Annotated in this window: 14 protein-coding genes; 7 read left to right on the top strand and 7 right to left on the bottom strand. The window is 60.3% G+C overall.

The annotated features are described in order from the left end of the window. Positions 1–1,140 precede the first annotated feature (1,140 nt). Positions 1,141–1,434, top strand: coding sequence for a hypothetical protein (locus tag FJ404_16870; protein MBM3824531.1), 294 nt, complete (start codon positions 1,141–1,143; stop codon positions 1,432–1,434). Positions 1,435–1,506: 72 nt separating this feature from the next. On the opposite strand, the gene FJ404_16865 is transcribed toward FJ404_16870, so the two are convergent. The 7 genes from FJ404_16865 to FJ404_16835 form a co-directional block, all read right to left on the bottom strand. Next, positions 1,507–2,328, bottom strand: a complete 822-nt coding sequence (locus tag FJ404_16865; GenBank protein ID MBM3824530.1) for a hypothetical protein — start codon at positions 2,326–2,328, stop codon at positions 1,507–1,509. Positions 2,329–3,682: 1,354 nt separating this feature from the next. Then, positions 3,683–4,591, bottom strand: a complete 909-nt coding sequence (locus tag FJ404_16860; protein MBM3824529.1) for a menaquinone biosynthesis protein — start codon at positions 4,589–4,591, stop codon at positions 3,683–3,685. After that, positions 4,570–5,691 carry an aminofutalosine synthase MqnE gene (mqnE, locus tag FJ404_16855; GenBank protein ID MBM3824528.1) on the bottom strand — a complete coding sequence of 374 codons (1,122 nt, stop codon included), beginning with the start codon at positions 5,689–5,691 and terminating at the stop codon, positions 4,570–4,572. The genes FJ404_16860 and mqnE overlap by 22 nt, the downstream gene beginning before the upstream one ends. 8 nt (positions 5,692–5,699) lie before the next feature. Beyond that, positions 5,700–6,605 (bottom strand): 4-hydroxybenzoate octaprenyltransferase, encoded by a 906-nt coding sequence (locus FJ404_16850; protein MBM3824527.1) that lies wholly within the window; start codon positions 6,603–6,605, stop codon positions 5,700–5,702. 38 nt (positions 6,606–6,643) lie between these two features. Beyond that, positions 6,644–7,201 (bottom strand): UbiX family flavin prenyltransferase, encoded by a 558-nt coding sequence (locus FJ404_16845; GenBank protein ID MBM3824526.1) that lies wholly within the window; start codon positions 7,199–7,201, stop codon positions 6,644–6,646. 85 nt (positions 7,202–7,286) lie between these two features. Further along, positions 7,287–9,383: a S46 family peptidase gene (locus tag FJ404_16840; GenBank protein ID MBM3824525.1), complete on the bottom strand. Its 2,097-nt coding sequence runs from the start codon at positions 9,381–9,383 to the stop codon at positions 7,287–7,289. Between the two features lie 35 nt (positions 9,384–9,418). Beyond that, entirely contained in the window at positions 9,419–10,258 is an 840-nt protein-coding gene (locus FJ404_16835) for a DUF554 domain-containing protein (protein ID MBM3824524.1), read from the bottom strand. Between the two features lie 557 nt (positions 10,259–10,815). Between FJ404_16835 and FJ404_16830 the strand changes: the two genes are divergently transcribed. The 6 genes from FJ404_16830 to FJ404_16805 all read left to right on the top strand — a co-directional run bounded on the left by FJ404_16830 (position 10,816) and on the right by FJ404_16805 (position 17,682). Further along, a complete protein-coding gene (locus FJ404_16830; protein MBM3824523.1) occupies positions 10,816–11,607 on the top strand; it encodes a type II secretion system protein in 792 nt (263 codons plus the stop codon). Between the two features lie 19 nt (positions 11,608–11,626). Beyond that, positions 11,627–12,412, top strand: coding sequence for a type II secretion system protein (locus FJ404_16825; GenBank protein MBM3824522.1), 786 nt, complete (start codon positions 11,627–11,629; stop codon positions 12,410–12,412). A 96-nt stretch (positions 12,413–12,508) separates the two neighbouring features. Then, complete coding sequence (locus tag FJ404_16820) at positions 12,509–13,351, top strand: type II secretion system protein (protein MBM3824521.1); 843 nt, start codon at positions 12,509–12,511, stop codon at positions 13,349–13,351. Positions 13,352–13,441: 90 nt separating this feature from the next. Further along, the gene (locus FJ404_16815) at positions 13,442–15,376 is read left to right on the top strand and encodes a DUF1592 domain-containing protein (GenBank protein MBM3824520.1); all 1,935 of its coding nucleotides are present in this window, start codon (positions 13,442–13,444) and stop codon (positions 15,374–15,376) included. A gap of 29 nt (positions 15,377–15,405) precedes the next feature. After that, positions 15,406–16,785: a DUF1552 domain-containing protein gene (locus FJ404_16810; GenBank protein ID MBM3824519.1), complete on the top strand. Its 1,380-nt coding sequence runs from the start codon at positions 15,406–15,408 to the stop codon at positions 16,783–16,785. A 360-nt stretch (positions 16,786–17,145) separates the two neighbouring features. Further along, on the top strand, positions 17,146–17,682 hold the full coding sequence (locus FJ404_16805) for a class I SAM-dependent methyltransferase (protein MBM3824518.1): 537 nt from the start codon (positions 17,146–17,148) through the stop codon (positions 17,680–17,682). Positions 17,683–18,095 lie beyond the last annotated feature (413 nt).

Raw genomic sequence — 18,095 nt, 5'->3', positions numbered from 1 at the left:
TCGAAAATGTCCCTCTTGGTCTCAATTCCATTCCACTCCACCCAATCTTTCCCCGCATGAGGTCAGGATGTCTGAGGCTACCCCTCCTCGGTCCTCTCCCCGCTCATGCTTCGCAGGGAGAGGAAGAAGTTCTTTGGGGACAGAGATCTCGAATGATATCCCGAGATCACGCCGGTTTCCATCGCGCCGCGCTACGGGTTGGGTGCGAGGCAATGCTCTTTTCCTCGCGCAGAGGCCGCGAAGGACGCAAAGAAAACGTCGAAGGCATCGCGTCGTGGAAAGTTCAGTCCGGCAAGTTCCATGGGGACAGAGATCTTGGGTTGCCACGCAATTCCCCCAGGTGTGAGACCGCCATCTCCGGACCACGCCGTTCAGGGCGCTTCAACGTGGACAACCCATCCGCGTGGATTCCCAACCCGTCCCGAATGACGCTCCAGGCTTCCCCCGTAACGCAGACAGCCCTGTCTGCTGTGCCGCAGGCTGCCCAGCCTGCGAGGCGGTGCCAAGCCTATCGCCCCGCGATTCCCCCAGGCGTACAACCGCAATCCCCGGACCGCGCCGTTCACGGTGACTCAGCGTGGACAGCCTGACGACGTGGTTGGGCCAAGAGGTTCGCTTGGGGCAGAGCTCTCGGGTTGGATTCTTTATGGCGGGCGTACAGAACGACTCGTCACTGAGCTGCGAAGTTCGGGGCCACGCTGGAACGCCAACGGCGTTCTGACCTCCAGCCCGGGGTTGGCCCGCGAAGGCGGGGCTACCCCGGGGAACAAGGCCCCCACCGGTCCCAACCCCAACGGGGTTGGGCTTGGATTGGAGAGCCTCTTCGGGGCCTGCGACGCGCATGCTGCAACCCCGTTGGGGTTGGATTTCACACACGCAGGTGACCCGGGGTAAGTCCGCGGAAACGCGGCCCGATCCCGGGCTGAAGGACGGAATCCCGTTGGGATTCGAGCCAACCCAGCCGACCGCGATGCATGCTCCTGCGAAGGGTCGCATCGAGCGCGGAGATTCGGTGTTTGACGGTCTTCGGAGAGGTTCCTTGGTGACAGTGATCCCGGGTTATCTACCTCGGGTCAAAGGTCAACCGGTCAATGCCAAACTGGCTGGCAAACGGTCGACACCGCGGACCTCGAACTCCCAATGCCGGTGGGCTGGATCGAAGCCAATCCGTTCGTTGAGGAAACGCTGAATCAGATCGCCTGCCGGAGCGGTCCCATCATCTATTGCCTCGAATCCGCATGTCTTCTCGGGGGAACGGTCGTCGTTGAAGGTTCCGCCCAATACCTCCCTTCCTCGTCCTGGAACCGACAGCTCCATTGGGAGATGAAACCGACGGGGGCCGTGCCCGTCACCATGACCTTCAGCCCCTACGATCTCCGGGCCAATCGCGGCCTGGCAACCATGACGGTCAGGATTCCCAAAATGGAGAGGTGAGATGGTCCCTGCACTTTCCTCAGCCGTCGAAAACAATGCACACCGGCGGTTCCACAGTGAACCGGTACGAACTCAGCGCCTTTCCTGGTCCTTTGGGCCGCCCTCCTCCAGTTCACGAACCGGCTGACGATAAACCCGCCCCTGCTCGTAAAGCGCCAGACGCTGCCGGTATCCAACCCGCGCCTCGCGTGACGCCCAACCACTTGCAATGGCAGCACGCACCTCCCGGATAGCCAGATCAAATCTTCCCGCCGAAGCATGGGCCGCTGCCAGGGTGTCCCGAATGTCCGGATCATCCGCCCGCTCCAAAACAAACAACGCATTCGAAATCGCGTCCGTGTTGCGACGGTTGCGCAACACCGGTGCGGTCGCAGTCACCCAAGCAAATTCGCGACGCGCGTCGAGGTTCTCCGGATACAGCTCCGCCGCGCGATCCAGTTCGCGGATCGCCTGCTCATGTTGTTTGCGTCGGGAATGGGAAACTGCGATCAGATAATGAATGAACCCTTCAATCTCCACGCGGGAGAGATCCTTCATCGCAGATTTACTGCGCATTACCGCGGCCGGAATTTTCCATTCCTTCTCGTAAAAATCATCCGAACGGACAACGCCATCCATCGTTTCCCAGTTCAGGTGATTGGATCCTTCCCGCCATCGGACAAAGGTGTGGCCGGTTCTTCGGTTCAAGGAGGGAATGGTCACCAGTTTCAACGGAAGCCCAAGCTGTTCTGCAACACTCAGATAAATAAAGCAGGCCGTGTCGCAATCCAGCACATGGAACGGACCGGGAAATCCCTGGCGGATCCGCTCCAATCTTCGTTGATTGTGCGGCTGAGCCTCAAACACAGCACGGCTTTCAGCACTCAACTGAAAGGGCGTGAGTGCATCAGCCATCAGATCCACGGATCCTGTCACCGGGTAGAGAAACCCAAAACGGATCAGGACCGAATCAATGGTTTGGAGAACCCTCAGGGCATGCTGCCGATCCCGGCGATCTCCTCGTCTGGGCTCAAGCTGCCGTATTGCTGTCACGGCCTGAGCAAGGACATCGTGCAGGGTCCGGGACATTTGCGGACTCACCAAAACGAACTGACTCTCGCGCTGGAGCACCCGAAAAGCCACGCTCTCGGCAGCCTGAACCGTGGGAAAAGGGTGGGTTGAAGAAACTGAACCGGACTGCGGCACGACCAAACTCGAAGCGACAGTTGCACTTTCACCTTCATCTGCAACAGGCCCTGAACACGCCAGAAGCAGCAGCACCCCCGGCAGATTGGGAACAAAACCGGTCGTGATTCTCATGATTTTAATCCGCAGGTCAGATGGTTTGCGCCAATAAATACCCCGGGAATCAGACACGCATCAGGATAAAAATCAAAAATCCCGCAAGGTTTTCCCGCAGAGACGCTGAGAAGAAGGAACAAACAATCCAAAATCAAAAGCATTCGCGGGTAATGCCAAGCATGATGCGCGGAGAACATGCCTTCTTCGCGCCTCGGCGCCTCTGCGGGAGATCCTCAACCACAATCATGCTCGCCTGGGGAGGAAACGGTAACGCAGCGCCAACAAGGGAACCGGGCTGGTTCATTCAGCCAAGGGTACACTTGCTGGCTTCGCCGGACTCTGGGCCGTGGCTACCTACCCGTACCATTTGGGACACCCTGTCCCAGCCAGGCACCGATGACCATTGACTCGTTTTTACTGCGGAACGAACGGCGCGGGTTTGCTGGAACGGTTACCGGCTTATGCTCCGGAGCTTAACCCGGTCGAATACATTTGGGCTTATTGGAAAAAGGATGAACTTCCGCATTTTTGCCCCAAGGACTATTTTCAACTCAGCAGCCAGGCGCGCAAAGCGCTGAGTCGAATGCGGAAAAGACCTACGCTGATAAATTCTTTTTGAGCACAGACCGAGTTGGCTTTCTAAATGCGCCGTAATGTCTCTATACTATGCGACCGTCAGTAGAAACCTTCCAGACTATGAGCCAGTCGCCTAACCAGGTCGCTGAAAACCAGAACATCGGACGAGATGTTTTGCTTCGCCAAGGCGCGAACGGCCTCTCCGCCGTCCGTTCGAGCGTCGCGGGAAATCGTAAGCGCACTGTGCACACCACCGCCGCCCCCGAGGTCGTCGCTGTGCTCGTTTGGCGGACAACTTAAGGAGTGATGCGGAACGCCTTCTTCGTTGACCTGTCTCAGACCACGTTGCTCTGGATTGCTGCTCCGCTCAGAAGAAAACCCACGGGCTTCCTCATTTCACAAACACCGGGTCCAGCACGGGGACGGTTTGGTGCTTTCGCAGCAGTTCGATGAATCGAGCCAGGCCGCGTTTCTCGTCCTGGCCCAGATGGAAATGAATGTGCCAGCCGAGGTAGTCTTTTCGGAAATCGAGCGTGAACTCCGGGCGTGAGGCGATCAGATAATCGAGGGTTTCAAGCCCGAAATCCCTGGCTTCCCGCAGTGCCCGGCGCAGTTCGCGCGTGTCCCGCCGCCGTGTCAGCGCCCACACCGCGTACACGAACGGCAGGCGCGTGAGTTCATACCACGCCGCCCCGAGATCCCAGATTTCGTGCGCGGGCTTGCTCAGCAGAAAGCGAATCGCCTCATCCCCGATCAACAGGACGGCATCCAGGTTGGATACCTGATCGTAGCCTGGAAGCGGAACCAGCGCGGGTCGCAATCCTTCCTCGGCGAACAAGACCTCCAGCAAGCGAACGCTGGTGAGCGAGGCGGGGTCGCAGTAGACCGTTTTGATTTCGGAGCGCGGCACCCTATGGGCGAGGAACACGCTTTTCACTTCGCCCAGCGAGGCGATCGCGATGCCGTCCAGCACGTCAAAGCCCGGATGGAAGAGAACTTCGGTGACGCTGACGAGTCCGGCATCCAGTTGGCCGGCGCGCAGTTGACGGGCGAGTTCGGACGGGGGGAGCAAAACAATTTCATGCTCCAGGCCGCGGGTCAGCGGCACAGCGTTGAGGTAGGGGACGGAACCGACTTTGAAATCACCCAGCGCCTTCTCCAATCGATCCTCGCGCGCGAGTTGTTCGGCGCGCTTTTCCCGGCCCAGCGCCTGCGCGAGGTCCTCCGGTCCGCGTTCTTCGGCGAGCCGAAGGCGCGGAAGAGGTTGATCAGAGTTGTTCACGGCACGGCCTCCGCGCATTCGCGAATCGGCTGGTAGAACGTGTCGCGCTGAACAGGAACGCGCCCGGCTTCGCGAATGGCCTTGATCATGTCCTGCTGTTCCTGGCTTTGAGGTGTGGAAGCCCCGGCCATGTGAAAAATGTGTTCTTCCATGATCGTGCCGTGGAGGTCGTCCGCACCAAAGCTCAGAGCCACCTGGGCGAGGCGCAAGCCGAGTCCCACCCAGTAAGCAGTGATATGGGGGATGTTGTCGAGGTAAAGCCGGCTGACGGCGATGGTGCGCAGAATGTCCAAGCCTGTGGGCGGGTGTTGGACCGGGATACAATTATTCTCAGGCTGGTAGGGCAGGGGGACGAAGCCCGTGAATCCAGAGGTTTCGTCCTGCAAGGCACGCAACTGGCGGAGGTGATCCACGCGGTCTTCGATCGTCTCGACGTGGCCGAAAAGCATGGTGCAGGTGCTGCGTCCACCCAGTTGGTGCCAGGTGCGATGAACGTCCAGCCATTCCGCGGCGGATTCCTTGCCCCGGGCGATGGCGGAACGGACTTCTTTGCGGAAGATTTCAGCGCCTCCGCCGGTCAGGGAATCCAGTCCAGCTTCCTTGAACTGGAGGAGGAGCTCGCGCGGGGAGGTTTTTGCGAGCCAGGCGATGTGGAGAATCTCGATGGCCGTGAAGCATTTAAGCCGGAGGTCGGGACTCAAGGCGCGCAGGCGGCGGAGCATTTCCAGATAAAAGCCGGATGGAAGCGAGGGGTGGAGTCCGCCGACGATGTGGAGTTCCGTGACGCCGCAGGCGAGGGCTTCACGGCCTTTCTGAATAATCTCCTCGAGGGAAAGTTCGAATCCGTCGGCGTCCCGCTTCTTGCGGGCGAACGCGCAGAACTGGCACGACAGGATGCAGTAGTTCGAATAATTGATGTAGCGGTTGAGAATGAACGTGGCTTGGTTGCCGCACTGTCGTTCCCGGGCCAGGTCGGCGAGAGAACCGAGCGCCGTCAGGTCGCGACAGGAGAAGAGGCGGAGGGCCTCGTCTTCGGTGAGGCGTTCGCCCTCCCGCACTTTGAGGGCGAGATCGGCGAGTTCGCCAAAATGGATCGAGTCGGGGGTGGTTCGGGCCATGGCGAAGGTTAACGGGCAAAGCGGAAACCCGGGAAGACGATTTCGGCGGCGACGACGGTGAAAAAAACCCCGCTGATCAACGCGTTAAGTTTGAAAAACGCGGTTTGAACCCATTTCAGGCTGCGTTTACGCGCAATGAAATGCTCGAGGGCGAGGCAGATCAGGATGACGATCAAACCGGTGAAATAGGCGATTTTGAACCCCGCGAACATGCCAAATCCCGCCAGCAGTCCCCACATGAGCATGTGGGACAAAGCGGATGCTCTCAGAGCGTTGTCCGGCCCCCACGCAACCACCAGGGAGCGCAGTCCATTCCGACGGTCGAAATCGTAGTCTTGGATGGCGTAAATGATATCGAAGCCGATGAGCCAGAAAACCACGGCGAGCGAGAGCAGGACAGGAATCATTGCCGATTCTTGGAGCGGCACGAACTGGAGCTTGCCCTTGACGGCGATCCACGCGCCCAGCGGGGCGAGCGCGAGGGCGACGCCAAGAAAGACGTGGGTGAAATCGGTGAAGCGTTTCGTCAGGGAGTAAAAGCAAACGACAAAAAGCGCGACGGGGGAGAGCAGGAAGCAGAGCGGGTTGAGCGCATACGCGGCGGCGCCGAATCCGGCCACGTTGAGCAGGAAAAACCCCCAGGCCGAGGCGAGTGTGATCTGGCCTGAGGGGAGGTGGCGGCTCGCGGTGCGCGGATTGGCACGGTCGAATTCGCGGTCCGCGATGCGGTTGAATGCCATGGCGCAGGAGCGCGCGAAGAACATGCAGGCCAGGACGAGGAGAAAGGTTTTCCACCCGGGCCAGCCGCGTGTGGTGCGAGCGGCGATCATCATCGAGGCGAGGGCGAAAGGAAGGGCGAAGACCGTGTGGGAAATCTTGACGAAATCCGCCCACAAGGCCAGCCGCTGCCACATTCCCCCCGGCTGGGAAGGAAGGCTCTCGGGGTGGGAGTTCACTCCGGCTCCTCCTGCCAGCGCGGGGCGATCGAGTGATCCAGGCCCAGGTGATCAAGCACCCGTGCGACGACCGTGTCCACCACGGCTTCAACCGTGGCAGGCCGGCTGTAAAAGGACGGATTGGCGGGGAGCAGGATGGCGCCGGCGAGCAACAAAAGTTCAAAATTGCGGACGTGCACCAGATTCAACGGTGTCTCGCGCGGCACGAGGATGAGCTTGCGCCTTTCTTTCAGCATGACGTCGGCGGCGCGGAGCAGGAGATCGGAGCTGATGCCGTGGGCGATGCGCCCTAGTGTGCCCAGGCTGCAAGGAAGGACCACCATGGCATCGAACGCGTTCGATCCGCTGGCGAAGGGAGCGTTCATGCTCTTGACCGAGTGTTTGACCACGCGGGGATCCAGGCGCAACCCGTCCGGCAATTCTTCCGCGAGCACGGCGCCGGCGTAGGCGCTGAGCACGAGGTGAATCTCGTGTTGCGCCGGATCCAGACGGTCGAGCAGTCGTTGCGCGTAGAGCGAACCGCTGGCGCCGGTGATGGCGACGAGCAACCTCATGCGCGGATTCGAGGACGCTTGTCCGGGAGCTTGAGGCGCGCCTTCGCTCGTCCGGAGAAGTTTGTGACCTGGGGAACTTTGAGCATCAGCGGGTCCGGCGGCCCTGGACCAATTCCCGGGCCAGGGCTTTGGCGTCGTACACTTTCTCGAGAGATTCCAGGATGGCGGAGGAATGGACTGAAACCGCCCGAGCTACCTGGTCGGTGTACTCAAAATCGAGGACCAGCGACTGCAGATTCCCGTCGAAAATGATGCCCACGAACTCACCCGCTCGATTGACGACAGGGCTCCCGGAATTGCCCCCGATGATATCCGCGCTGCTGACGAAATTGAACGGGGTCTGAAGGTCCAGCTTGGCTTTCCTTTTCAGCCAGCGGGCAGGCAAATCGAAGGGTGGCTTGAATTTTTGTGATTCGGCGCGGTGGTAGAGTCCCGCGTAAGTGGTTTGAAACGGGACGGCCCGGCCGTTTTCCTCAAAGCCTTTCACAGGACCGTAGGCCAGGCGAAGAGTGAAGGTGGCGTCCGGATACTTCGAGGTGCCTTCCAGGGCGAAGCGGGCCTTGGCGATGGCAGCGTGGGCTTGGCGCTTGCGCTCGTCCTGCGCTTCGGCGGTCTTGCGAAGCGTCCGGGATTCCTCGTCGATGGCGGCTGCCAGCTGAATCATCGGATCGGAGGAGGCGCGGAGTTGGGCGGGGGTGGATGGGTAGAGCCGTTTGCGGACGTCCACTTTTTGCACTTGGGTTTCCTTGACGAGTTGAGCGGCGCGCGCGCGGGGAGATTTTCCCGCCAGGATCTTGGAGACGGTGGCATCCCGCGCGCCGAGTTGTTCGGAAAGGAAGGTCAGACTGTCAGCCAGCAGGACTTGTTCGAGGTCCGCATGAATGGGCTCGTCGGAGAAGAGTTGGAGCTCCAGCGACGCTTTGGCGGAATCGCGGAATTCGCTCAAGCGATCGCCGCTGGACTTGGTGGCTTCATCCGCGGCGCGAAGCAATGTGCGTGCGATGCCGAAGGCGTGACCGCCGAACGCGTGGCCAACTTCAAGGAGGCGATAGCGGAGGGCGATCTTGCCGAGTTCGGCTTGCGCGTCGGCGATGGTTTGGAAAGCACGATCGGCCTCGGCGTGGGCGGGATCGGAAGCCAGCCTGGAACGGAAGGCTTTTTCGGCGGCGGCCTTGCGTCCCATCAGGACGGGATCGTAGAGCCCTGCATGGCCGCCGTCGCGGGCTTTGCGGCTGTTTTGGTATCCGAACAGCTCGTCCTTGGCGCGGCGCGCGTTTTCCTCACTGCGGCCGCTCCAGGAATGGAGAAGCACCTCAAGGCGTTTGAGGCGGGCCAGCGTGTAGGGGAATTGAACATCGCGAAGATATTCCAGCTCGGCCATCGTCATGAGGCGGCTCGTACGGCCGGGGTGGCCGGAGACAAATGTCAACTCGCCCTCGGCCGCGCCATTCCGGCTCCACTTGAGGTGGTGGGGGACCTTGACCGGCTGGTTGTTCTCGTAAACTCGGAACAGGCAAAAATCGAGGTCGAAACGGGGATACTCAAAATTGTCGGGATCGCCTCCGAAGAAGGCGATTTGTTGTTCGGGCGCGAAGGTCAGGCGGACATCGGTGTAACGTTTGAATCGGTAGAGATGGTATTGTCCACCCTGATACAGCGTCACCACGTCGCTGCGCAGGCCTGTTTGGTCGAGGGATTCTTTTTCGATTTCCGCGATGACCTTCCGGCGGGCTCTGAAGGCGTCCTCGGCACTCATGCCGGCCGGCACGGCGGCGTTCACCCGGGGCGTCACGTCGGAGATGGATTGGAGAACATTGAGTTCCAGGTCCACGCATTTCAGCTCCTCGGCGGCGGATCGCGCGTGGAATCCGTCGCGCAGGTAGTTTTGTTTCTCGCTGCTGAGCTTTTGGATCGCGTCGGCGCCGACATGGTGGTTGGAAATGACGAGGCCGTCCTCGGAGACGAATGAACCGGAGCCGCCGCTGTTGAAGCGGACGGAAGATTTCATCAAGTGATCGAGCCAGGCGTCGGTGATATCGAATCCGTAGGCCTGACGGATCTTTTCCCGGGGCGGATTGTTGTAGAGCCACATGCCTTCGTCGGCGGTGGCTGTGGCGGTAGCGAGGATGAGGAGGGCGGCAGCCAGACTGGCGGCTGTCGCGTTGTGCGGTCCGGTTTTCATACGCAAGTGGAGGAAGAATGGTTTGAAGCCGCGGTTTAACGCAAGAGGTAGGTGAGGGCCGGCGCGAAGGCCAGGCTGGGCAGGTAATCGGCCAGCTCAAACTTCTTCAATTCCAGGATGATCATGGCGATGCAAAAGACCAACAATCCTCCCACCACATTGACCGAGTGCAACAGGTCTGGCTGTGCGAGCAAGGGCCTCAGATGCTGCGCGAGCAGGGTGATCGTGCCTTGGTAGGCGACCACAGGGATGGCCGCCAGCATGACGCCCCGGCCAAACGTGGCCACAAATCCCATCGTGGCGAGTCCGTCCATGACGGACTTGATGACGAGCACGCGGATTTTCCCTTCGAGTCCGTCTTGAATGGCTCCGAGAATGGACATGGGTCCGACGCAGAACAACAGGGTGCAGGTGATGAAGCCGTCCGCGAATCGGCTCGTGCTCGGCCCTCCCGCGGTGGCGAACTTTTCGCGTGCGTAGCCGCCGACCTTGTTGAGAGTGGCTTGGATGCGGCAGAGGCGTCCGGCGATTCGCCCGAGCGACATGGCGACCATGGCGATGAGCAGTTGTTTGCCGGCTTGGCCCAGGGATCCGTTGAGCCCGGACCAGGCGGTGCTGAGTCCGGCATAAACGGTGAACGCGCCCAGGAGGACTTTGATGGAGAGCTGGCGCTGCTCCGTGAGTTGGCGCGCGGCGAAAATCCCGGCGGCACCGCCGGCCAGGATCGCGGCGCCGTTGATGACCGTGCCAAGCATGGCCCTTGTCCTGCCTGAACTCACCGGGCATGGCAATCCGACAAAAGCCAACGACGTGATGGGAACGGTGTCCGGGCCACGCCAAGGGTAAGACTCTGACAAGCCGCTTGCGCGCAACATCCGTTCCCGCCGCCGCCTCCTCCTCGAAACCTCCTCCGTTCGGCCACGCTCCCATCACGCGACAAAGCCAATTCCCATGAGTAAGCGTCCCCAACGATGCTCATTTTGCGGAGCGCGGCTGTGTGAGGAGCACCAACCGCAGCGCGTCGGCAGACCAAACGCTTGGGATCCTGGAGACCCGCCGCGGCAGGTTGCGGCGGCACAGCGGCGCTCCGAGGCAAGATGAGAAGGACTGAAATGTCGCACTGACCGTGGTTTCTCACCCGATGGCCCGACGGATCGGGTGCATCCAGAGGTTGTCGGTGATGCGCGCGGCGTTCACGCCGCTTCAGGGCGTGTCTTCAAAGGGGCATGGCAGCTTCAACGGGCAAGGGTGCTGCCAGGGCGAAGGCATTCACCCATGGCGGGCCATGGCGCGGGAGGAGATCGCCGCGGCCGATTGGCGCGAGCGGAAGCGCCGTGAACGGCGCGCCCCGACTGCTTGCGGATGCCGCGCGACAGATCGGCGGTCGAAGGGAGGAGTTGCCAAATCTCCAGCTCCGCAATAAGAATTCACTATGAAGACACCCTTGCAGTCGCCTCATGCGAGGTCTTTCTCACGCCCTCCCGGATTCACCCTGATCGAGCTTCTGGTTGTGATCGCGATCATCGCCATCCTCGCGGGAATGTTGCTACCGACCCTCGCACGCTCCAAGTTTCGCGCCAAAGTCGTGAATTGCACGTCCCATTACCGGCAGTGGGGCATTGCCGTGACGATGTACGCCAACGAGAATCGTGAAGTGCTGCCAACCTGGGAAATGGGCGGCACCGGACTCAATCCGTGGGACGTGCCGACGAACATGATTCCAGCCCTGGAACCTTATGGGCTGAATGTGCCGATGTGGTTCTGCCCCGTGCGCCCGGGCGAATTCACCGAGGCGAACAACTGGTACAAGGCCAAGTTCAAGGGGGCTTCGCTGAACAAACCGGAAGATCTTCTAAAGTATTTCCAGCGTGCCTACGGCTATTTCGCCATTCTTTCCCACAGTTGGTGGGTGCCAAGGTCGATTGGCGGCGGCCAGTTCTTTCCGGTGCTGCCGAAAAAAGGTGACGAACCGGGAGGCATCAACTCACCCAATGGCTGGCCGCGGCGCACGGAAGATGCCCGCGCGGCGCTGCGCCCGATCCTCACGGACATCTGCATTCAAGGCGCCGACAGCAAGCCCGACATCAACAAAGCCGTGGCGGGGCACCCGTATCGCGGAAAAGTGGACTCGGTCAACACGATGTGGGCCGATGGTCACGTGGAAACGCGAATCCGCGCCAAATTGCTGCACACCTATTCTGGAAATGCACACAGCTTCTACTAAACCCACCGGACCTCGTCCCATGGATCGAGGGCGAGGGCTTGGCTTCACCCTCATCGAACTTCTGGTCGTCATCGCGATCATCGCCATCCTGGCCGGTATGCTTCTGCCCGCGTTGAGCAAGGCCAAGCTCAAAGGCCAGTCCGCGGTGTGCCAGAACAGCCTAAAACAAATGGGCCTGGGCTACTCGATGTACGTGAATGACACGGGCAAAACGTTTCCGGTCGCCTACAATCCCAGCAACTTCTGGATGGCTCTGATCCGCCGCGACGTGCCGGCGGATCGCATCCGCTTGTGTCCGACGGCGCCCGTGCCGCCCAAGCGCGTTCCCACCGGTGAGGCCGTCGGTTCAGCCGTGGCCGCCTGGTATGGTCCGATGAAAACTCCGGTGCAATGGAACACCGGCTTCGAAAGCAGCTACGGCATGAACGGCTGGCTCTACGCTCCAGGCGGAGAAGGAATTCAAGATGCGGCCAAACATTTTTCAGGCGAGTCGACCATCGAGAGCCCCGTGAAAACGCCCATTTTCGCCGACGCCAACTGGGCGGACTTTTGGCCGCTGGCCTCAGACCGACCGGCGCGCAATCTCTTGACCGGCGGGAATGCGGCGATGATGCAGCGCCTCTGCATCGCCCGCCACGGCTCGCGCCCCAGCGAGTATCCCAAGAATCTCCAGCCCGGCCAACGCATGCCGGGCGCTGTTCACGCCGTCTTCATCGATAACCACGTTGAACCCGTGCGTCTGGATGACTTGTGGAATCTGGACTGGCACCGGAACTACAAGCCCCCGGCGAAGCGGCCGGACTGACTCGTTTCGAAGCGGAGATCGAGCCGTCGTCGGCATCGACGCCTGCAACGGATCCAATCCGCCCAAACGAGATTTGTCGAAAGCATCCAGGACATTATGAACGAACAACGCCTCCATCAACGAACCAGAATTCAGCCCGGGCCATTTCATTCTCGCCAGGCCGCCGGCTTCACGCTCATCGAACTCCTCGTCGTCATCGCCATTATTGCGATTCTGGCCGGCATGCTTTTGCCTGCGCTGTCCCGCGCCAAAACCAAGGCGCAACAAATCAAGTGTCTCGCGAATCTGCGCCAGCTTGGACTCGCGAACTTTATGTATGCGAATGATCACGGCAAGACCATCCCCTACGAGTTCAAGGACCCTCTCTGGCTGAAAACGTTGAGCGAGAATTACGCCCAGGTCGACAGCATCCGCTTGTGCCCGACCGCGCCTTTCAACAAAAAATATGGCGAGCTCGGAACGGTGGTGAGCGCTTGGGTATGGGGAAACGTGATCAACCCGGCGACGCGTGAACCCAAATGGTCCGGAAGCTACGCGCTCAACGGCTGGATGTATGCCGGGGACTGGCCTGATGGCGTCGGCGGATATCCCAAGACACGCGATGCGTTTCGCGCGGAATCCGACATTGCCAGCCCTGCGCGCACTCCAGTGTTTTTCGACGCGATTACCCCCGACGCGTGGCCCCAATCAACGGACAGGCCCGCCCGGGACCTTTTTGCCGGCGATGCGGCCGGCAGCCCGGGCATGTCGCGAATCACCATCGCCAGGCACGGTTCACGGCCCAACCCCGTTCCCCGAAGACATTTACCTGGCGTGAAGCTGCTAGGTGCCGTGAATCTCGTATTCGCGGATGGCCATGGAGAACTCGCGCCGTTGGAACAGCTTTGGAAATTTGCCTGGCACAAAGACTATCAGTCGCCGGACCAGCGGCCCAAGTAGGCGGAACTCATCGAACAAACTCAGGGACAGTTCTCTCGAATGCGGCTCTATTTATTCCATTTCCTCGTCCCTCATGGTTGAATCCCAGGCATGCAGCCCCCTCGCTTCAACCGGATGCTTCCCGCGAAGACCGCGGTCTTGGGCTGTGCGCTGGCCTTGTCGATGGTCTCGCCGTGTCTGGCGGAGACCAACGGTGAGGGCGCAGAAGAGGCGGCACTCCAGGCCGACGCCAGGAAGGTCTTTAAGGAAAACGTGGCCCCCTTCGTGAAAACGTACTGCACGAAGTGCCATGGGGGTGGCCGCGCCAAGGCGAACGTCAACCTCGAGGTCGATCTGAAGGATCCCGGCCGTGGCGCCGCGTTCCTGCATTGGAAGAAAGCCGTCGCGAACGTCAAGGTGCATGACATGCCACCGGAAGACGCGGCCAAGCAACCCACCGACGAGGAACGCCTCCAGTTCATCGAGTGGATCGGCAAACTCAAATACCTGAGCCCAAGAAATCCCGGCCCGTTCGTGATGCGCCGGCTGTCCAAAGTCGAATACGCCAACACGCTGCACGATCTCTACGGGGTGAACACGTCGATCGCCGACAGCCTCCCGGAGGAAGTCGTCGGGGAGGGCTACCTCAACTCGATCTCCCCGCTCCAATCAGAACTGTTCCTCGAAATCGCCAACGATGTGGTAGGACAGATCGTCGCGCCCGAAGGCAAGGCTCCGACCGCAGTCCAAAGGAGGCTCTTTGGCAGGAAGCCACCCGAGGGTGCCGATCTTCGCCAGGCAGCACGCCTCGTCGCGCGCTCCCTGGCCCGCGATGCCTACCGCCGACCCCCCACCGAGGCGGAACTGGACGTCCTCGTGGACGTTTTCGACCTCGCCCGCGGGGAACAGTTGGAATATATGGCGTCCTTGGGCTTGGTGCTCAAAGCGATCCTGGTCTCTCCGCAGTTCCTCTTCATCGCGCCCGCCGGAGCGGTTCAATCCGACGAAAAGATCGTCCGATTGGACGACCACCATATGGCGGCGCGCCTCTCCTATCTGTTGTGGTCAGCGCCGCCTGACGCCGAGTTGTCCTCCCTGGCCGACAAGGGCGAGTTGCACAAGCCCAAGACCCTGCGGGCCCAGGTCAAGCGGCTCTTGCTCCACCCTCGCGCGCGGGCCCTGTTCAACGGATTCGGCGCCCAGTGGCTGCGGGTGAAAGACCTGGAGCGCCAGGTTTTCGATCCTGGCCTGTTTCCCCAGATGACGCCGGCGCTGCGCGAGGCGATGATGAATGAAGCCCGCTTGTTCTTTGAAAGCATCGTGCGCGAGAACCAACGGGCCATCCGGTTTGTGGACAGCGACTATACCTTTCTGAATGAGCCGCTCGCTGAGTTATACGGCCTCGGATCATCCGTTGAGGGTTCCAGAATGCGCCGGGTTAAACTGAAGGACCCCAGTCGGGGCGGCATCCTCGGCATGTCGGCCACGCTGGCGGCAACTTCGTTCCCCTCCCGGACCAGCCCGGTTCGTCGGGGCGTGTGGGTCCTTGAGCAGATCCTGGGTGAACACGTGCCGCCGCCCCCGCCCAACGTTCCCGAACTCGACGCGCAGGAACCGAAACGTGTGGAAGGATTGACCCTGCGGCAACGGACCGAACTCCACACGAAGAATCCCGTTTGCGCCAACTGCCATCGGATGCTCGACCCGATCGGTTTCGGTCTGGAGAACTTCGACGCCATTGGCCGCTGGCGTGACAAGAATGAAGCCGGGCTCGCGATCGACTCGGCAGGAAAACTTCCCACCGGAGCGAGCTTCTCCAACCCGGCAGAATTGAAGCGCCTCCTGGCCGGGCGGGAGTCCGACCTGGCCCGGAATCTGACCGAACGGCTTATGGCTCACGCGCTGGGGCGACAGTTGGAAGGCTACGATGAAGTCGTCATCGACCAATTGATGGCCCGGATTGCCGGGGACGAATACCGTGTCAGGACGATCATCACCGAAGTCATCGCCAGTTACCTTTTTACCCATCGTAGAGTCGACGAATGAGCAACATTCCCACCCCGCAGAACACAACTATGAACTCCATCAATCACCCATCTCTTGTCGATCGCCGCACCTTCCTGAAAGGAGTGGGGGTCTCCCTCGCGCTGCCGTTCTTTGATTCCCTCGGCTGGGCGGCTGGCGCGAATTCCACCAAGCCGCCGGTGCGCCTGGCATTCATGTATATGCCGCACGGGGTCATCATGAACCAGTTCTGGCCTCAGAGTCAGGAGGAGTTCCTCAACTCGCCGCCGCCCATCATCCAGTCGCTGCAACCGATCATGGATCAATGCCTCATGCTGAAAGGCATCTCGGGCGTGCCGACCGCACCGTTCGGCGGTGCTCCCCATGCACTGGAGTTGTCCACCTGGCTCACCGCGCGGCTGCCCGACGCCGATTCGCGCGACCGCATCAACATTTCCATTTCCGCCGACCAGATCATGGCCAACTACGTCGGAGCCCATACCTTGCTCCCTTCGCTCGAGTTGGCTACCATGCCTCAGACCTGGAAGGAGAATCAGGAAGGCCTGCATGAGGGATACTACAATCACTGCAGTTACCGCTCGCCCACCCAACCCGTGCCGGCCGAGACCGATCCCCGCAATGTATTGAACCGGCTTTTCGGTAAACGCGACAAGGAAGGCAAGGTCACGCAGACCAACCCGCTGGACCGCCACATGCTCGACCGAGTGCTCGGCGGCGCCCGCGACCTGCGTCGCACTCTGGCCAAAGGGGATCAACGAAAGCTCGACGAATACCTCGACAGCGTGCGCTCCGTGGAACGCCGCATCGCCGCCATCGAAATCCGCCAGCAGGATGCCGCTCTGGAGAAGCACGGTATCGCTCCCTCAAGACGCCACGCCACCGATTCGGCACCCATCGAGGTGAAGATACCCGAGGGCGACAGGCGCAGTGAGTACATGCAGGTCATGTGCGACCTGACCACCCTCGCCTTCCAGACCGACACCACGCGCGTCAGCACCTACATCAGTTCCCGGCCCAACGGAGCCTCCTACCCCGAGTTGGGGTTCTCCGATCAGCACCATTCGCAGACGCATTACGGCAGCGATCAGGAAATGATCCGCAAGGTGGCGGCCATCAACAAACTCAATGTCGATCAATTCGCCTACATGGTGAAAAAGATGCACGCTCTCAAGGAGGGCGAAGGCACCCTGCTCGACCATTGCATCATGATGTGGGGATCGGGACTGGAAGACGGCGACAAACACCGGCGCGACAACCTCCCGTTTATCATCGCCGGAAAAGGCGGTGGATCCCTCAAGACCGGCCGGTTCCTGTCCAATGTCCAAGGCAATCAGGGCGACCTGCTCACCACGTTGCTTTCCTGCGCCGGCATCCCGCTGGATCGCCCGATCGGCATCGCAACCAAGCAGATCACCGAAATGAAGGCTTGAAAGGACTCACCTTGCCCCACCGCCGACAGTCCGTGGAAACAGTCCGCAACAACCTCCAGCAACACACCCCGACAAACCAATTCCACATCCACAGCGAATCCCCTCACCCCGCCCTGCGGGGAGAGGGCCAGGGAGAGGGGCTAAATCATCAACTCCCAGTCCACCAAGCTCATCCCAGAACGAGTCCTACCCCCCAATCCCCCAGACTCTTCGTTTCGCGTCAAACTTAGGGTCAGACAATGCGAAAGAGGAGAAGCGGTTGGAACGTGTTTTGGTTTGCCCTTTTGAGCGGTCCTAACTAACTACAGGCCGCTGCTGAACAGTGCAGAGCGAACCAGGCGATTCGTCCCTTACCCACTCATGGCCCTGAAAAAACTGAATCTTGGCGCGGGTCGAAAACGGATGCAGGACGCCGTCAATCTGGATCTGGTGGCGGGCACGGGTCCTGAGGTTGTGCACGATTTGAACAGTTTTCCCTGGCCGTTTGAGGATCATTCCTTCGACGAGGTGCATGCCTACGACGTGATTGAGCATCTTGGAGACATTGTGAAGGTGGTGAACGAAATCCACCGCATTTCCAGACCGGGGGCACGGGTAGTGATCACGGTTCCACATTTTTCGTCTGCGAATGCTTTCACCGACCCCACGCACCGGCATTATTTCGGCCACCGAAGCTTTGAGTATTTCACCGGGGAGAGTTCCTTCTCCTTTTATTCCGAATGCCGGTTCAGGCATCGGGTCCGAAACATCATTTTTCATCCCACCCTGTTGAACAAGCTGGTCTGGCGCTTGGCCTGCAAATGGCCGGAGGCCTATGAACGACGCTGGGCCTGGATTTTTCCGGCCTGGTATCTCCACTTCGAACTTGAGGTTGTTCACGGCGGCGGTGCTGCCTGATGAATCCGCACGTCAAACTTGGGGACAAACATTTCGAAAGAGGCGAACTCCGTATCTTCTGAATTGGTGTCGTTTCGTGAAATTCGTGGATCTCCTTCCAGGGTAGCCACCGAAGTCAGTCCGTGGAAACAGTCCGCAACGACCTTCAGCAATCCACCCCAACAAACCAATTCCACATCCACAGCTGATCCCCTCACCCCGCCCTGCGGGGAGAGGGCCAGGGAGAGGGGCTAAATCATCAACTCCCAGTCCGCTGCCAGCGGTCGAATCAAATTGACCCGTCTGGGGTCGAATCAAACGGACCCGTCCCCGGGTGTGAGGATTTAGGGTTTTGGAGGTTTGGATTTCAAGATTTGGTTGAGTAAAACTCGGACGCATCGCGAAGGATAGGGCTCTGCGGGAGCGCAACGCGA

Source organism: Verrucomicrobiota bacterium, from assembly GCA_016871495.1.
In the GTDB taxonomy this organism is placed as follows: Bacteria; Verrucomicrobiota; Verrucomicrobiia; order Limisphaerales; family VHDF01; genus VHDF01.
Note: the sequence above shows the minus strand (reverse complement) of the source record. Positions and strands in the feature narration are given on the sequence as shown.

What these genes read in the sequence shown, in the direction of transcription:
- FJ404_16840 (MBM3824525.1), bottom strand. Translation starts at nt 9,383, where the DNA reads ATGAAAACCGGACCGCACAACGCGACAGCCGCCAGTCTGGCTGCCGCC.
- FJ404_16820 (MBM3824521.1), top strand. Translation starts at nt 12,509, where the DNA reads ATGAACGAACAACGCCTCCATCAACGAACCAGAATTCAGCCCGGGCCA.
- FJ404_16865 (MBM3824530.1), bottom strand. Translation starts at nt 2,328, where the DNA reads ATGGCTGATGCACTCACGCCCTTTCAGTTGAGTGCTGAAAGCCGTGCT.
- FJ404_16830 (MBM3824523.1), top strand. Translation starts at nt 10,816, where the DNA reads ATGAAGACACCCTTGCAGTCGCCTCATGCGAGGTCTTTCTCACGCCCT.
- FJ404_16860 (MBM3824529.1), bottom strand. Translation starts at nt 4,591, where the DNA reads ATGCGCGGAGGCCGTGCCGTGAACAACTCTGATCAACCTCTTCCGCGC.
- mqnE (MBM3824528.1), bottom strand. Translation starts at nt 5,691, where the DNA reads ATGGCCCGAACCACCCCCGACTCGATCCATTTTGGCGAACTCGCCGAT.
- FJ404_16815 (MBM3824520.1), top strand. Translation starts at nt 13,442, where the DNA reads ATGCAGCCCCCTCGCTTCAACCGGATGCTTCCCGCGAAGACCGCGGTC.
- FJ404_16850 (MBM3824527.1), bottom strand. Translation starts at nt 6,605, where the DNA reads ATGTGGCAGCGGCTGGCCTTGTGGGCGGATTTCGTCAAGATTTCCCAC.
- FJ404_16835 (MBM3824524.1), bottom strand. Translation starts at nt 10,258, where the DNA reads ATGTTGCGCGCAAGCGGCTTGTCAGAGTCTTACCCTTGGCGTGGCCCG.
- FJ404_16825 (MBM3824522.1), top strand. Translation starts at nt 11,627, where the DNA reads ATGGATCGAGGGCGAGGGCTTGGCTTCACCCTCATCGAACTTCTGGTC.
- FJ404_16870 (MBM3824531.1), top strand. Translation starts at nt 1,141, where the DNA reads ATGCCGGTGGGCTGGATCGAAGCCAATCCGTTCGTTGAGGAAACGCTG.
- FJ404_16805 (MBM3824518.1), top strand. Translation starts at nt 17,146, where the DNA reads ATGGCCCTGAAAAAACTGAATCTTGGCGCGGGTCGAAAACGGATGCAG.
- FJ404_16810 (MBM3824519.1), top strand. Translation starts at nt 15,406, where the DNA reads ATGAACTCCATCAATCACCCATCTCTTGTCGATCGCCGCACCTTCCTG.
- FJ404_16845 (MBM3824526.1), bottom strand. Translation starts at nt 7,201, where the DNA reads ATGAGGTTGCTCGTCGCCATCACCGGCGCCAGCGGTTCGCTCTACGCG.